At 55.8% G+C, this 14470-nt stretch carries 15 protein-coding genes; 9 read left to right on the top strand and 6 right to left on the bottom strand.

Features of this window, described 5'->3' with window-relative positions:
* Positions 1-26 precede the first annotated feature (26 nt).
* Complete coding sequence (locus tag AACY09_RS01825) at positions 27-263, top strand: glutaredoxin family protein (protein ID WP_339485717.1); 237 nt, start codon at positions 27-29, stop codon at positions 261-263.
* Positions 264-303: 40 nt separating this feature from the next.
* A complete protein-coding gene (locus AACY09_RS01820; RefSeq protein WP_339485715.1) occupies positions 304-1188 on the top strand; it encodes a chemotaxis protein CheV in 885 nt (294 codons plus the stop codon).
* Positions 1189-1236: 48 nt separating this feature from the next.
* Here AACY09_RS01820 and AACY09_RS01815 read toward each other — a convergent pair whose 3' ends face one another.
* Together AACY09_RS01815 and mobA are read right to left on the bottom strand one after the other, a co-directional pair.
* On the bottom strand, positions 1237-1458 hold the full coding sequence (locus AACY09_RS01815; protein ID WP_339485713.1) for a YgdI/YgdR family lipoprotein: 222 nt from the start codon (positions 1456-1458) through the stop codon (positions 1237-1239).
* Between the two features lie 67 nt (positions 1459-1525).
* Positions 1526-2128, bottom strand: coding sequence for a molybdenum cofactor guanylyltransferase MobA (gene mobA, locus AACY09_RS01810; RefSeq protein WP_339485711.1), 603 nt, complete (start codon positions 2126-2128; stop codon positions 1526-1528).
* Between the two features lie 68 nt (positions 2129-2196).
* Between mobA and moaB the strand changes: the two genes are divergently transcribed.
* Together moaB and AACY09_RS01800 are read left to right on the top strand one after the other, a co-directional pair.
* Positions 2197-2736, top strand: coding sequence for a molybdenum cofactor biosynthesis protein B (moaB, locus tag AACY09_RS01805; RefSeq protein ID WP_339485710.1), 540 nt, complete (start codon positions 2197-2199; stop codon positions 2734-2736).
* Entirely contained in the window at positions 2733-3947 is a 1215-nt protein-coding gene (locus tag AACY09_RS01800; protein ID WP_339485708.1) for a molybdopterin molybdotransferase MoeA, read from the top strand. The genes moaB and AACY09_RS01800 overlap by 4 nt, the downstream gene beginning before the upstream one ends.
* Before the next feature lie 33 nt (positions 3948-3980).
* On the opposite strand, the gene gliR is transcribed toward AACY09_RS01800, so the two are convergent.
* Together gliR and AACY09_RS01790 are read right to left on the bottom strand one after the other, a co-directional pair.
* The gene (gliR, locus tag AACY09_RS01795) at positions 3981-5006 is read right to left on the bottom strand and encodes an AraC family transcriptional regulator GliR (protein ID WP_339485707.1); all 1026 of its coding nucleotides are present in this window, start codon (positions 5004-5006) and stop codon (positions 3981-3983) included.
* A gap of 127 nt (positions 5007-5133) precedes the next feature.
* Positions 5134-5832 carry a pirin family protein gene (locus AACY09_RS01790; RefSeq protein ID WP_339485706.1) on the bottom strand — a complete coding sequence of 233 codons (699 nt, stop codon included), beginning with the start codon at positions 5830-5832 and terminating at the stop codon, positions 5134-5136.
* A 283-nt stretch (positions 5833-6115) separates the two neighbouring features.
* Here AACY09_RS01790 and yegS point away from each other — a divergent pair, with 283 nt between their 5' ends.
* Positions 6116-7012, top strand: coding sequence for a lipid kinase YegS (gene yegS / locus AACY09_RS01785; RefSeq protein ID WP_339485705.1), 897 nt, complete (start codon positions 6116-6118; stop codon positions 7010-7012).
* 94 nt (positions 7013-7106) lie between these two features.
* Positions 7107-8033 carry a chemotaxis protein CheV gene (locus AACY09_RS01780; RefSeq protein WP_339485704.1) on the top strand — a complete coding sequence of 309 codons (927 nt, stop codon included), beginning with the start codon at positions 7107-7109 and terminating at the stop codon, positions 8031-8033.
* 29 nt (positions 8034-8062) lie between these two features.
* Here the strand turns inward: AACY09_RS01780 and AACY09_RS01775 are convergent, their stop codons facing one another.
* Positions 8063-8482, bottom strand: a complete 420-nt coding sequence (locus AACY09_RS01775) for a DUF1499 domain-containing protein (protein ID WP_339487051.1) — start codon at positions 8480-8482, stop codon at positions 8063-8065.
* A 64-nt stretch (positions 8483-8546) separates the two neighbouring features.
* On the opposite strand from AACY09_RS01775, the gene AACY09_RS01770 reads away from it, so the two are divergent.
* Positions 8547-9353, top strand: a complete 807-nt coding sequence (locus tag AACY09_RS01770; RefSeq protein WP_339485703.1) for an MOSC domain-containing protein — start codon at positions 8547-8549, stop codon at positions 9351-9353.
* Between the two features lie 104 nt (positions 9354-9457).
* On the opposite strand, the gene AACY09_RS01765 is transcribed toward AACY09_RS01770, so the two are convergent.
* Complete coding sequence (locus AACY09_RS01765) at positions 9458-11386, bottom strand: transglycosylase SLT domain-containing protein (protein ID WP_339485702.1); 1929 nt, start codon at positions 11384-11386, stop codon at positions 9458-9460.
* A gap of 309 nt (positions 11387-11695) precedes the next feature.
* Here AACY09_RS01765 and AACY09_RS01760 point away from each other — a divergent pair, with 309 nt between their 5' ends.
* Together AACY09_RS01760 and AACY09_RS01755 are read left to right on the top strand one after the other, a co-directional pair.
* Entirely contained in the window at positions 11696-13618 is a 1923-nt protein-coding gene (locus AACY09_RS01760; protein ID WP_339485700.1) for an ATP-binding cassette domain-containing protein, read from the top strand.
* 108 nt (positions 13619-13726) lie between these two features.
* A complete protein-coding gene (locus AACY09_RS01755; RefSeq protein WP_339485699.1) occupies positions 13727-14413 on the top strand; it encodes a DUF6901 family protein in 687 nt (228 codons plus the stop codon).
* Positions 14414-14470: the final 57 nt, after the last annotated feature.

The raw sequence follows: 14470 nt of genomic DNA, 5'->3' as shown, positions 1-14470 counted from the left end.
TGAAAACCGAAACAGGAGATGGGCAAATGCCACCCGAATGCCAGCTCTTTGGCACCTTAGGCTGTCATCTTTGTGACGTGGCCGAGGCCCTGCTGATGCCGTTTGTTGAACATGGTTTGCTCGTTGAGTTAGTCGATATTGCCGAAGACGAGACCTGGGTGGAGCGCTACGGTTTGCGGATTCCGGTGCTGCGCCGCAGCGACACAGGGGCTGAGTTAGATTGGCCGTTTGAGGCTGAGCAGGTTGTTGCTTTTCTGAGCTGAAAAATGGGTTCAGTACTTTTTGACCAAGGGGAGGAGTGCGGTGAGTGCAGTTTTAGGAGATTCCTTGTCGCTGCTGTTGTTTCGTCTGCACAGTGGTCGTCTATTGGGCATTAACCTGCTCAAGGTTAATGAAATTATTGCCTGTCCCGCGCTGACTAAGTTGCCTAACCGGCATCCGCATGTGCGCGGCATCGCCAGTTTGCGTGGCGCCGCCTTGACTGTGATTGACTTGGCCAAGGCCATAGGTGAGCGCGGTAACAACGATACCCAGGAAGGCTGCTTGATCGTCACTGAGTTAAGCCGCTCGCGCCAAGGGCTCCATGTTCAATCGGTTGAGCGCATCGTGCAGTGTTCCACGCGCGATGTTAAGCCGCCGCCATCCGGCTCAGGCAGTCGCGCCTTTATCACCGGGGTGACGCAGATCGATGGGGCGATTGTGCAGGTGCTGGATATCGAGAAAGTGCTGCATGACATCGCACCGATTGAGGTCGAGGAACTCGATGAGTCGGCGATCTCCAGTGCGGACTTGAATTTGCTGGAAGGGCGTCGGGTGCTGGTGGTCGATGATTCCCACGTGGCGCTGCATCAGACAGTCAATACCTTGCGCAAACTGGGCCTCGATTGCAATGCGGTGCGCAGCGCTGCCAGTGCCTTCGCTGTTTTGCAGGAACATCAGCAAGCCGGCATGCCGATTGAAGTGTTGGTTTCAGATATTGAAATGCCAGAAATGGATGGCTACAGCTTGGTGCGTGAGATTCGCAAAACGGCGGACATCAGTCACACCTATGTGCTGCTTCATACGTCGCTGGACAGCACCATGAACACCGAAAAAGCACGTTCAGTCGGGGCTAATGACATGTTGACCAAATTCTCAACTGTGGATTTGAGCAAGGCGTTGGTCAGGGCGTTTCAAGCGCTTAAATAGGAAGGGCAAACCCCGCACCCGAGCGCAATGCTCGGGCGGGGTTCATTGTTACAGCTCTTTAACGGTGCGAACTTCGTCTTTGTTGACGCGTGCGCGCTTGCCATCAAGTTGCTCAAATTCGTAGAAGCCTGTGTCATCATCAAAGTCAGGCTCGTCAACAGTCTGAATTTCACGACCGTCGTTGAGGGTGATGACCGTCGGTGAAGCGCAGCCTGCCAGCGTTGCAAGGCCCAGAGTCAGAAATAATGCTGCGATTGTCCGTTGGCTCATGGTGTATCTCCTCATGGGTTGAAATTACGTGCCCAACTTAAGATTGGCTATTGACGTCAAAGTTCCATCAATTCCCGCGATCATGCACCTTTATTGAGGGTTCAAGAAGCTCAGGGGTATTCAGGTTGGCCAGCCGTGGGTCCTGCTCATGGCAGTCAAGCGTGCGCGGTGTAAGGCTACGCAACCAGCGTTGAGGGCTGCGTTCACCGGCCTGCCAAGCACGCTCCAGAGGTTCACTGAATTCACGGGGAATTACACTGAATAAAGGCTGCAGATACTCACCTTGGCGCACCACTGCAGGCACATCTCCGGCCAGTTCAAGCAAGTCGTGCAGCAGGGTTTTTTCCAGCATTGGCGCATCGCAGGGCAGTATCAGTAGTTGCCCGTGGCGGGCCACTTTCAACCCAGCTCGAATGCCGGCTAAAGGCCCTTGAAACGCGTTGTCCTCATCGGCAACCAGTTGATCGGCATAGGCGGCGTAATCGGCATTGTTGCGGTTGCACGAAATGATCAAATCATCGGTTAGCGGGCGCACCAGATCGTGCAACCAGGCAATCATTGGTTTGCCTCTCCACAGCAACAGTCCTTTGTCACGACCGCCCATGCGTTGGCCGCGACCTCCTGCCAGCAGCAGGATCGAGCACAGTTTGATCGGGGCTTTAGTCGACATCACACAATCTCTCAAAGTGAGCCTGTGATATAACATCGGGCAATTATATGAACAACCGGAACTCTGTTATGGGCCACAAACTCGACACCGCCTTTGCTCCGTTGAATATTGCCGTTTTGACTGTTAGCGACACACGTAACCTCGACACAGATACTTCGGGTCAGACCTTGGTTGATCGTCTTGAAGCGGCGGGTCACAACCTGGCGGCGCGGGTGCTGCTCAAGGACGATCTGTACAAAATCCGGGCACAAGTTGCGACCTGGATCGCTGAAGATGTGGTGCAAGTAGTGCTGATAACCGGTGGCACCGGTTTCACCGGCCGCGACAGCACACCAGAAGCCGTAAGCTGTTTGCTGGACAAGCAGGTCGACGGTTTTGGTGAGCTGTTCCGGCAGATCTCAGTGCCTGATATCGGCACCTCAACCATCCAGTCTCGCGCTTTGGCCGGTTTGGCAAATGGCACCCTCGTCTGTTGCTTGCCGGGTTCAACCAACGCGTGCCGCACCGCTTGGGATGGCATACTCGCAGAGCAACTGGATGCTAGTCATCGGCCCTGCAATTTTGCTCCGCATCTCAAGCAAGTCGCCGCGTGCGAGAGCCGTGGATGAGTGGCTGTGATCAACCCGGATTGTTGCCGGTAGAAGCCGCCTTAGAGCGTTTATTGGCGCTGGCGGATGCAACACCGGTTGAGCAGGCTGAGTCGGTCACGCTGGCTGAAGCGGACGGCCGGGTGCTGGCTGAAGCGCTGATATCAACCCTGGATTTACCGCCTTGGGCCAACAGCGCAATGGATGGCTATGCCTTGCGTTTGGCCGACTGGCAGGGCGAACCGCTGACAGTCAGCCAGCGCATTCTCGCGGGCACCTTCCCGTCAGCGCTTGAGCCGGGCACCTGTGCCCGTATCTTCACTGGCGCACCCTTGCCTGCTGGCGCCGATGTGGTTGAGATGCAAGAGAATGTGCAGGTTGGGGATGATCAACGCATTCATTTCAGCCAAGCCATGCGTTTTGGGCAAAATATTCGCGCCCAAGGCCAGGAAACCAGGGTAGGCGATTGCGTATTACCAGCCGGTACACGGTTGGGGTCGATTGAGTTGGGCTTGGCCGCCTCTCTGGGTGTGGCCAGTGTACGGGTCTACAAGCGTGCTCGGGTTGCAGTGCTGTCGACCGGCGATGAGCTGATCGAGCCTGGGCAGGCCCTTGGCCCGGGACAGATCTATAACAGCAATCGACGCTTGCTCTGCAACTGGTTGCAGCGCTTGGGTTGCGAAGTGATTGATGCGGGGATTCTGGCCGATGATCTGCAACTGACCCGTGATGCACTGGCAGCGCTTAACCATGTTGATTTGATTCTCTCAACCGGCGGTGTGTCGGTCGGTGAGGCTGACTTTCTCGGCGCAGTGCTGCGTGAAGAGGGAGAGCTCGCCTTGTGGAAACTGGCAATCAAGCCCGGCAAGCCATTGACCTTTGGCGCCTTCCGGGGCGTCCCGGTATTGGGTTTGCCAGGTAACCCGGCGTCGACGCTGGTGACATTTGGTTTGCTGGCGCGGCCGTATTTGCTGCGACGCATGGGCGTTATGCGGGTTGAACCACTGGGCTTTCCGATGCCCGCCGGATTCGTTTGGAGCCACGCGGGCAATCGCCGAGAATACGTGCGTGCGCGAATTGAAAGCGGCCGCGTGGTGATGCACCCGAATCAAAGCTCGGGCGTGCTGCGCAGTGCGGCCTGGGCTGAAGGCTTGGCGGAAGTGCTTGAGGGTAAAACCCTGGCCGAAGGCGATAGCCTGCGGTTTATCCCCATGAGTGAACTGCTGAATTAAACCCACGACTTTCGCTTAACGCTTTTGCCGGAGTTAACCGTTTGGGCGATGCAGATTTCTGTACTCGCCCGGCGTTTGCCCGGTCCATATCTTGAAACTGCGGTGAAACGAACGTGACTCACTGAAACCCAGGTAGCTGGCGATGTCTTGCACCGGCAAGTCACTGCGCACGAGGTAATGCTCAGCCAGTTCCTGGCGTAATTCATCGAGTATCAACTGGTAGCTGGTGCCTGCTTGCTGCAGGTGACGCTGCAAGGTGCGTTCGGTCATCTGGAAGCGTTCCGCAACCCGCTCTTTGCGCGGCAGACCATCTTTGAGCAATAAGCGCAGCGCGCTTTTCACGCGCGCAGGCAGTGGTTGGTCATCATCAAACTTGGCCATTAACCCCAAGGCATGTTCCTCTAAGGTTCGCAGCAAATTTGCGTCTGCTTGGCGCAGTTCAATCGCCAGCAAGTGATTAGGGATCACCAAGGCATTACAGGGTTGATCAAATAACACTGGGCAGCCAAACGCATTTTCATAGGCCTGTAGTTGCACGCCATCGGGTTGTGCATGTTCAAACCACACGGCTGCGGGCGAGTGTGGGGTGTCGGCGATCCAGCGTGCATAAAGCAACCAGGATGCGAGAACATTTTCAACCATGTGCCGGCGTATCAGCGGTTGCTCATGTCGGCAACTCCAGATCAATCGCGTTTGCTCAGCGCTGCTTTCAACCCGGCTGACGCCCATGTCGCCCACCAGCTTTTCGTAGGGCACTATTCGGCTAATCGCCTCGCCCAAGGTCGCACAGTTAAGGGTGATATAGCCCAGTACGCTCCAGGAACCGGGCTGCACGTAGCGCGCACTGTGCAGGCCGAACAACGGGTCATCGCTGTGACTCAGTAGATAACTGAGCAAGCGTTCATGGCTGGTGCTTGGGATGCGTTGGGCGTTGTCACTCAAGTCTGCGTGCGAAAGGCCTGCCGCTTGCAGGGCGTGGTCTGTATCGAGGCCTAAAAACGCTGCATGGCGCAGGTATTTGAGTAGGGCGGGAGCCGCAGTAAAACCTAGACTGTTCATGTTGTTCTTAGAGGATGATTAGCCACGTCTATTGTACGATTAAAAAGCTGGCCAGCGCTTGGCGTGCAAAAAAATGCCCCCAGCCATGGCTAGGTTGGGGGCGTTTATAGCGCAGCAAAACCTGTGCTTATGCGACGTCAACCAAGACGATTTCCGTGTCTTCGCTCGCTGTTACGCGCAGGACCTCTACATCACGAATTGCGACGCCATCTCGGGTTTTGGCTGCGACGCCGTTAACCTCGAATGCACCCGTGGAGGCAACCAAGTAGGCTTTACGATCAGCACCGAGTATATATTCAGTGGTCTGACCGGCTTTCAGGGTCGCGGCGGCAACCCGTGCATTTGCCCGGATCGACAGCGCGTCTTGATCGTCGTTGATGCCACTTGCCAAGGTCACAAAGCTGCCGGCGCGATCACCTTTAGGGAACGGTTTTGCACCCCAGGACGGCGGTGAGTCAAACTGGTTCGGGGTAATCCAAATCTGGAATATTTTGGTGGTGGTGTCTTCCAGGTTGTATTCGCTGTGTGCAATGCCGGTCCCCGCACTCATCACCTGCACATCACCTGCTTCAGTGCGGCCATGGTTGCCCAGATTATCCTTGTGAGTTATCGCACCTTGGCGAACATAAGTAATGATCTCCATGTCGCGGTGTGGGTGGGGTGGAAAGCCTGAGTTTGCGGCGATTTCATCATCGTTCCATACCCGCAGGTCGCCCCATGCCATGCGCTGCGGATCATAATACTCGGCGAATGAAAAATGGTGGCGTGCGTTCAACCAACCGTGCTCGGCGCCGCCGAGGTCTGCAAAAGCGCGAACTTCAATCATTTCGATGTCCTCAGTTAGTGATACGCAACTCGTTTATTGCTAGTTGCTATCAAGTGGTAATGAGGCTAGTTTCTATCAATTAAACTGGTGTTAAAAGCGCTGTTTATGGATAAAACAAATCGATTTATTTAATGTGTTTGCCTGTCCGCCTGCGCTTTAATTTAGCTGCAGTGTTCAATGGCTTCGACGAAAAGCGACAAAAGCAATCAGCTGTGGTCTGTTAACCAGGGCGTCGCTGTTTCCGTACAGATCACTCAACATCAGAATATCCAAGGAGCAATCAATGGGTGAGCGCAGAGCGCTATTGATATTGCATGGCAAGCAGTCAATGAATCAGGAGTTACGCACCGCTATCTATGCCAAGCGCGAGCAAGGCTGGGAGATTGCGGTGAGAGTCACCTGGGAAGCCGGTGATGCTCAACGTATCGTCGCTGAAGCGCTTGCTGATGGCTACCCGACACTGATTGCGGGTGGCGGAGATGGCACCTTGCGCGCGGTAGCGGAGGCTATTGCGCTCGCAGACAGCGATGCCAGCCTGGTTCTGTTAGGGCTGGGCACTGCCAACGATTTCGCCACCGCGGCCGGAGTGCCGCTGGATCTGCATGAAGCCCTTGGTTTGCTCGACCTCGAACCGACGCCAATCGACTTGGGTGAGGTTAATGGGCAGTTATTCTTAAACATGGCCACAGGCGGCTTTGGGACGAGTGTCACGACCAATACTTCAGAGGACTTAAAGAAAATACTCGGTGGTGCGGCCTATTTTCTAACTGGATTGAGCCGGTTTGCCGAAGTACACACCTCCTTCGGACGTTTCAAAGGCCCGGGTTTCGAATGGGAGGGTGAATTTTTGGCCTTGGGTATCGGCAACGGCTCGCAAGCTGGCGGCGGCCATGCCCTGTGTCCGCGAGCGCGGATTAACGATGGTTTGCTCGATGTCTGCATCGTGCCTGCTGCGCCGGACATGGTGGGTACACTGGGGACTATGTTATCGGGCTCAATGAATGGGGTTGAAAGCGTGTCGCAAATGGCCCGTGTTGCGTGGCTGGAGGTCGAGGCCCCCGAAGGGCTTGATCTCAACCTCGATGGCGAGCCGATGAGCGCCACCACGCTGAGTTTCAAGGCGCGGGAGAAAGCCTTGCGTGTCCATTTACCAGAATATTCGCCGTTGCTGCGCGACTAACAGGCGCTAATTTTTGTGGTGACTCCAGTTATGTAAATTTCGGCCGATATACCGGGTGTAGTCGGTGTAGATGCCTAAATAACAGGAGCTCGCAGTGGCCGGAATTCTCGATTCGGTAGACCAACGCACACAGTTGGTGGGTGAAAATCGTCTGGAAATTCTGATGTTCCGTTTGAACGGGCGTCAGCTGTTTGCGATCAACGTTTTCAAAGTGCAGGAAGTCCTGCATATGCCCAAGTTAACCCTGATGCCCAATCGGCACAGGTGTGTTTGTGGAGTGATCAATCTTCGCGGTAAAACATTGCCGGTGATCGACCTGTCGCAAGCCATTGGCATGCGTCCGATTGTGCCAACAGAGCAGAGCACCATCATCGTCACTGAGTACAACCGTTCAATTCAGGCGTTTTTGGTGGGGGGCGTCGAGCGCATCATCAACCTCAACTGGGAAGCTGTACTGCCTCCACCGGGCGGGGCTGGGCGTCAGCACTACTTGACCGCCATTACCAAGGTTGAAGAGCAGTTGGTTGAAATCATCGACGTTGAGATGGTTTTGGCTGAGATCGTGCCCTACAACGCCAAGATTTCTGATGAGCGTCTGAGTGATCCACTGCTGCACAAAGCAAAAGGCCGCGAAGTGCTGCTGGTTGATGACTCCAGCGTGGCACTGTCTCAGTTGCGCGAAACTCTGGGGCAGCTTGGTGTGAAGATGCACGTTGCCAGCGATGGGTTGAAGGCCTTGAACATGCTCAAAGGCTGGGCAGATGCAGGCGCCGTGCTCACTGAAAAGTTACTGATGGTGTTTACTGACGCTGAAATGCCTGAGATGGACGGGTATCGACTGACCACTGAGATTCGCCAGGACCCGCGTTTGGCTGAGTTGTACGTGGTGCTGCACACCTCGCTGTCAGGAAGCTTCAATGATGCGATGGTGAAGAAGGTGGGCTGCGACAATTTTTTATCGAAATTCCAGCCAGACAAATTAGTCGATGTGGTACGCCAGCGCCTTGAATTAGAGGCTTGACCAAGACCATGAGGCGTTAGCGGGGCTACTCATTTCTGCTCGGCTAACGCGTTGCGAATTGTCTCAATACGCTCACGATTTACCCCCATGTCCGAGTAGCCGAGGCGCGATGCCGAACGCACTTCGATTCGCTGGTTGCCGACCAAAAACTCAACGTCATCGACAAAGCGCATCACCGCGCTGGTGAATTCAAACCGCAGGTAATTACCCTCGGCTTTGGTGAGCTTGGCGCGCGGCTGTTCGGCAATGACCCGCAGTAGCAGCGCCTGTGTTTCGGCCGGGTCGCCATTGAGCGCCAGCGGGGCGATTTTATGTTCGCTGTCCGTCGCTTGGCTGTTCACACAGTTTGGTGAGCTGGGGCAGGGCTCAAAGCGCCCCGCATGAACACCAAGGGTCGCGGGTGGGCTGGCGCTGCAAGCACAAAGGGCCAAGACGAACGCCGAACCCATTAGAGGCTTGTGGGCGTTGGCACATGCTCGTATAACAGCGTTTTGAGTTTTGGAGTGCTGGCTCATGTTTCGTCTCTCTGGTTTGTACCGTTATCCACTGAAGTCTGGCGCCGCCGAACCGCTGCAAAATACCCAGCTTGACTCGTTGGGCGTGCAAGGTGATCGTCGTTGGATGGTAGTCGATGCGCAGAGCGGGCGCTTCATTACTCAGCGACTTCTTAGCCAGATGAATCAGATAACCGCGCGCTGGCGCAGTTCAGCTGAATTGCTTTTGAGTGCCCCCGGTATGGCTGACTTAGCGGTTGCAGTGCCGCCAGCCAGCGAAAATTTACGCGGTGTGCATATCTGGCATGACAGTTTGCGCGTGCCCGATGCAGGTGATGACGCCGCGCAGTGGTTGAGCCAGTTTTTACAGCGTGATTGTCGGCTGGTGTATGTCGCCCCTGAAGGCGCTCGGCAAATTGATCCGGTGTACGCGCAGATCGGTCAGAAAGTCGCCTTTCCCGATGGTTTTCCGCTGTTATTGATTGGTCAGGCCTCGCTGGATGATTTATCCAGGCGGGTGGGGCGTGAGTTGGAAATGCTGCGTTTTCGTCCCAACCTCGTGGTTGAAGGCAGTGATGCCTACGCCGAAGACAGCTGGAAGCGAATCGCTATTGGTGGCATCGAGTTCAAAGTGGCCAAGGGCTGCTCACGCTGCATCATGACCACGCTTGATCCGGTCACCGGCGAGCGCAGCGCAGATCGCGAACCTCTGGCCACGCTGAAAACCTATCGGCAAATAGAGGGCGACGTCTTCTTCGGGCAGAACCTGATTGCATTATCGTCCGGAACTCTTGATCTGGGCATGCCGGTGGAAGTGCTCGAGTAGGATTGTTTTGTGGGCGCCTGCGGTTATCACGCGGACACCCTGCGGCGGGCAGCGTTTTTCTGTTCGGCATTTGCGGTGATGCCACCCACCGCAACCGTTAAAGCTTATTGGTCGTCAAAGTAGCGCTCATGCCAGGCAATCAGTGGCTGCGGAGCGTTAAGTTTTTCACCATAGATAACCGCATACGACAGTACGTTTTGCACGTATTGGCGGGTTTCGTCGTAAGGAATGTTTTCAACCCAGACGTCGTACGGCAGGTGATCGGCGCCGCGCAACCATTGGCGAACGCGCCCTGGTCCCGCGTTATACGCCGCAGTCGCCAGCACGCGGTTGCCATTGAACTGTGCGTAAATCTGGCTCAGATAGGCCGCGCCGAGCTGAATGTTAACGGATGGAATTAACACATTGTTCGGGTTGCTTAGCGCAATGTCATAGCGCCGCGCAGTTTCCTTGGCGGTGGCAGGCATCAACTGCATCAGGCCCATTGCACCTGCCGGGGACTTCGCATCCGCCATAAAGGCACTTTCCTGACGGGTGATTGCAAATACCCAGCTGGAATGGATACCGCGCTTCTTGGCTTCACTGTTGAGTGATGCGCGATGGGTAACCGGGAAGCGTACATCCAAGTCGTCCCAGTACTTGGCCAAACTAATTGTGCGAATCGCTGGGAAGTACCACTGCAGTTCATAGCCAAGGCGGGCCTGAGCGACTAGCTCGTCGCGGTTGAACTGGCGGCTGACGTGGTACCACTCGCGGCGGCCATCAACGATTTGACCGCGATCGTGGAACTCCAGTGCTCGCCGGATACCTGGGGTATTGCGCACTTTTTTTACCACATTGGGGTCGAGTGCCAATGGCTTGTTATTGAATTTGTAGGGAACCTTGACTTGGTCTGCGGCCATAAAGCCATAGAAGTCGCGCTCCGTCGCCAGGCTGCGGTAGAGCTTGCCTGGTTCTGTACTGTTTGGCTTGGCCAGCTGCAGGCTACGAGCCGTCCAGTAACGCCAGCGGCTGGTGTGTGCCAACTCGGCGGGCATTTGCTGGGTCAACTTGTACGCTTCGTCCCAGCGACCCAAACGCATCAGCAGGCGGGCACGCCATTCGCTGACGGTGTCGTTCTGCAGCTTCGGGTCGTACTTGGCCATGACGGCCAGGGCGCGCGGGTCAAAATTCTTGGCCAGGGACAAGCCGACTTCGCGGGCGATTGAGAGCTTCTCTGCATCGGAAAAATGCATACGTTGCGCATAGCTGTCGAGCAAGCTCAGGGTTTTCTCTGGGTCTTGTCGAGCCAGGCGACGCAGGCCCAGGCCGACGATGTCTGCCATAGGCTCATCGACTGGCGCGAAGCGGGCAGGGTTGCTCAGCAATTGGGGCTTTTGCGCGACCTCAATCAGTAACTTGCCTTCTTCGCTGAGTGTCGGTGAATCCTTGGTCAGGTAGCTGGTGAGGCTGTAGTTGCGCACTTCGGCTGCCAGCTTGGCGCGCTGCCAGCGTTTGCTTTCGGTTAGTTGGCCGGCGGCTGCCCATTCATCGAATAAGCGATCGCAGGCTTCAGGTTGGGATTTACCCACCAGCCAGAGTTTTTCTGCGGTCGCGTAGCCTTCAGCGACTTTGCCGTGGCCCATTTGATAGCGACCATTCAAGCAGTCGAGCTCGGTGAAATTGAGCGCCGGATCGTAATATTTTGCAAAGGTTGCCCAGTCACCGCGTTCAGCCAGCCAGCGTAACCAGCGCAATTTCATCCAGCTGGCTTGGGGCAGATCGCCGTGATCAGCAAGAAAAGCTTCGATTTCAGCATTGCTCGCCGATTTTAATCGCGCAGTGAGCTCGGTATAAGCCAGATACGGCTCAAGCGGGTAATCACTCAGGGCGCTTGCATAGCGCTGGTACGGGCCACTGTCGCCTTTATCGAGGGCGCGTTTGGCTTCATCGTAGTATTGGCGTTGCTGGCTCAAGCTCGCGGCCTGTGCGGTGGACAGAGCTGTGGCCGAGATGATCAAGCAAGAAAACAGTTTTAACAGTCGGCGGGACATGACACTTCCGGGTGTGAGGTCTGATTGAGCGCTGTGCTTCTATGCGCTTGATGGCCCTAGCTTAGCTGTTTGCTTGGGGTGGGCGAAAGGCGGCTGGTCGCTTGTACCCGCTAATAATGAAAAATGCCCGCAATACTAGGGCGCAACTCGGTTAGAATGCGCGCCCAGTTTTTTATCGGCGCATTAAGGCTCCGTTAATCAAATTTCGCGATGTGAGCACTGTATTTGAAGCGCTTGGCCGAGGTTACGCCGTAACCTGCGGTTGCTCTGATACTGCAAGCCCTCGCTGTATCAATGTTGAGGCGTACCATGACCCTGCTTAAGTTCACCGATGTTTCCCTGGCGTACGGCGCCATGCCGCTGCTGGACAAGGTGTCTTGGCAGATTGCCCGAGGCGAGCGCGTTTGCATTATTGGCCGCAATGGCACTGGCAAATCAAGCATGCTGAAGTTGGTCAAGGGCGACCAGAAACCGGATGAGGGTGCCGTGTGGCGTGCGCCCGGTCTGAAAATTGGCGAGTTGCCACAAGAATTGCCGTTGGCCGATGGTCGCACAGTGTTTGATGTTGTGGCTGAAGGTCTGGATGGTGTTGGCGCATTGCTCGCTGAATACCACCACCTGAGTCAGAATATTCACAGCGATGCCGACCTCGATAAGCTGATGCATGTTCAGCAAGACCTCGAGGCGCGCGACGGCTGGCGTTTGCAGCAATTGGTCGACAGCACCCTGAGCCGTTTGCAGCTGCCGGCTGACAAGACTCTGGCGGAGCTTTCCGGTGGCTGGCGTCGCCGGGTATTGTTGGCCCAGGCATTGGTTTCAGAGCCTGATATGCTGCTGCTCGATGAGCCTACCAACCATTTGGATATCGGTGCGATTGCCTGGCTGGAAGAGGCGCTCATAGGGTTTCAAGGGGCGGTTCTGTTTATTACCCACGACCGTTCATTCTTGCAGAATCTGGCCACCCGGATCCTGGAGCTGGACCGTGGCGGTCTGATTGACTGGAATGGCGATTACGCCAGTTTTCTGGTGCATAAAGAAGCCACGCTGGCCGCTGAAGAGACGGCCAACGCACTGTTCGACAAGCGCCTTGCGCAAGAAGAAGTCTGGATTCGCCAGGGCATCAAAGCCCGTCGTACCCGTAACGAGGGGCGTGTGCGTGCCTTGAAGGCATTGCGCGTTGAACGCAGTGAGCGCCGTGAACGCACGGGCAAAGCCAACATCCAGCTGGAAACAGCCGAGAAGTCGGGTAAGCAGGTGATGGTGCTGGAGAACGTCAGCTTTGCCCATCCTGACGGTCCGATGCTGGTCAAGGACTTCTCGATGGTGCTTCAGCGTGGCGACCGTATAGGTTTGCTTGGGGCTAACGGTACCGGCAAAACCACCTTGCTCAAGCTGATGCTTGGCGGCCTGCAACCGACTAGCGGTAGTGTTGACGAAGGCACGCGCATTGACGTGGCGTACTTCGACCAACTGCGTCATCAGTTGGATCTGGAAAAAACCGTGATCGATAACGTGGCTGAAGGTCGCGACTTTATCGAGATCGACGGTCAGAGCCGTCACGTCCTCAGCTACTTGGGCGACTTCCTGTTTAGTCCGCAGCGTGCGCGTACGCCGGTTAAAGCATTGTCCGGCGGTGAGCGTGCGCGTTTGCTGCTGGCCAAGCTGTTCAGCAAGCCGGCTAACTTGCTGGTACTCGATGAACCGACCAACGACCTCGATGTTGAAACCCTTGAGTTGCTTGAGGAAGTTCTGCTGACCTTCCCGGGCACCGTGTTGATGGTCAGCCACGACCGGGCATTTCTCGACAACGTGGTGACCAGCACCCTCGTATTTGAAGGCGAAGGCCGTGTGCGTGAATACGTTGGCGGTTATCAGGACTGGATACGCCAAGGCGGTTCGGCACGTTTGCTGGGTGTGGGAGAAACTAAAGCCGGCAAGGCTGAGTTGGCTTCAGCGGTGGTTGCCGCGCCGGAGCCTGTTGTGACGCCAGTTGCGGAGCACAATGCTCCGGCCAAGAAAAAGCTCAGCTACAAATTGCAGCGTGAGCTGGAAGCATTACCCGCGCAGATTGATGCGGTCGAGCAAAAGATGGCGGCGGTGCAGGCACAAATCAGCGATGCGGGCTTCTATCAGCAGGCGCCGGAAAAGACCGCTGAGGTCTTGGCGAAGTTGCCGCAGCTGCAAGAGGAACTGGATCACTTGCTGGAGCGTTGGGCCGAGCTCGAAGCCTAGTTTTCCGGTAATCTCAACGGCCTAAATTTAAGGCCCCAACCCTCAGTCTAGAGGCGTGGGGCCTTATGCAGTTTGAGTCTGTGGCGTTTGCCCCTGCTGGAGAATTTAATGTCTATCGAGTACCGCATTACTCTCGACGACAGTCATCAGTTTAATTACCGCATCGAATTGGACCGTGAATACGATCCATTAGAAGCCAGTAGCGCCCCGGTTTGGACGCGGCTGAGTCACCAGCAATGCAGCAACTGCCCGCTGAGCAAAGACAGTTTCAGTCATTGCCCGGCTGCGGTGGATTTGCACCGGGTCATTGAGGACTTCCAAGGGTTGCCCGCTTTTACCAAGGCCATGGTCTGGGTGCGCACGCCTGAGCGTGAATACACCAAGCATGCCGGTCTTGAAGAGGGGCTGCGTGCACTGCTCGGAGTGATCATGGCAACCAGTGCCTGTCCCGTGCTGGGCAAGCTCAAACCCATGGCGCAGAACCATTTACCTTTTGCCAGTAATCAGGAATTCATCCTGCGCGCGTTTTCGCTGTATTTGTCGCGGCAATATTTCAACGCACGTGAAGGGCGCCATGCCGATTGGGAGTTGAAAGGGCTGGTGCGTATGTTCCAGCAATTGCAGCTGGTTAATCAGGCGTTCTGGCAGCGTATTCACGACACCTGTAAGGGTGACTCTAATTTGAAGGCGTTTTTAACCTTCTTTTCGATGTCTTCAAGCATGACCTACTCGCTGGAAACCCAACTGCAGAAAATCCGGCCAATGGTGATGAGCGCAGGAGACAGCCCTGAGTGATGGGCTTGCGTGAGGCTGCCTACGTCTGCCGGCTAGGCGGCAGACGAAGACAGGATC

The sequence above is a fragment of the Pseudomonas sp. EL_65y_Pfl2_R95 genome, assembly GCF_963971045.1.
GTDB lineage: Bacteria > Pseudomonadota > Gammaproteobacteria > Pseudomonadales > Pseudomonadaceae > Aquipseudomonas.
The sequence above is the reverse complement of the archived record's forward strand: the minus strand, read 5'-3'. Positions and strand labels throughout refer to the sequence as shown.

Bases quoted from the DNA above. Each gene is read 5' to 3' on its own strand.
- AACY09_RS01825 (WP_339485717.1), top strand. From the start codon at position 27: ATGCCACCCGAATGCCAGCTCTTTGGCACCTTAGGCTGTCATCTTTGT.
- AACY09_RS01815 (WP_339485713.1), bottom strand. From the start codon at position 1,458: ATGAGCCAACGGACAATCGCAGCATTATTTCTGACTCTGGGCCTTGCA.
- mobA (WP_339485711.1), bottom strand. From the start codon at position 2,128: ATGTCGACTAAAGCCCCGATCAAACTGTGCTCGATCCTGCTGCTGGCA.
- moaB (WP_339485710.1), top strand. From the start codon at position 2,197: ATGGGCCACAAACTCGACACCGCCTTTGCTCCGTTGAATATTGCCGTT.
- AACY09_RS01800 (WP_339485708.1), top strand. From the start codon at position 2,733: ATGAGTGGCTGTGATCAACCCGGATTGTTGCCGGTAGAAGCCGCCTTA.
- gliR (WP_339485707.1), bottom strand. From the start codon at position 5,006: ATGAACAGTCTAGGTTTTACTGCGGCTCCCGCCCTACTCAAATACCTG.
- AACY09_RS01790 (WP_339485706.1), bottom strand. From the start codon at position 5,832: ATGATTGAAGTTCGCGCTTTTGCAGACCTCGGCGGCGCCGAGCACGGT.
- yegS (WP_339485705.1), top strand. From the start codon at position 6,116: ATGGGTGAGCGCAGAGCGCTATTGATATTGCATGGCAAGCAGTCAATG.
- AACY09_RS01775 (WP_339487051.1), bottom strand. From the start codon at position 8,482: ATGGGTTCGGCGTTCGTCTTGGCCCTTTGTGCTTGCAGCGCCAGCCCA.
- AACY09_RS01770 (WP_339485703.1), top strand. From the start codon at position 8,547: ATGTTTCGTCTCTCTGGTTTGTACCGTTATCCACTGAAGTCTGGCGCC.
- AACY09_RS01765 (WP_339485702.1), bottom strand. From the start codon at position 11,386: ATGTCCCGCCGACTGTTAAAACTGTTTTCTTGCTTGATCATCTCGGCC.
- AACY09_RS01760 (WP_339485700.1), top strand. From the start codon at position 11,696: ATGACCCTGCTTAAGTTCACCGATGTTTCCCTGGCGTACGGCGCCATG.
- AACY09_RS01755 (WP_339485699.1), top strand. From the start codon at position 13,727: ATGTCTATCGAGTACCGCATTACTCTCGACGACAGTCATCAGTTTAAT.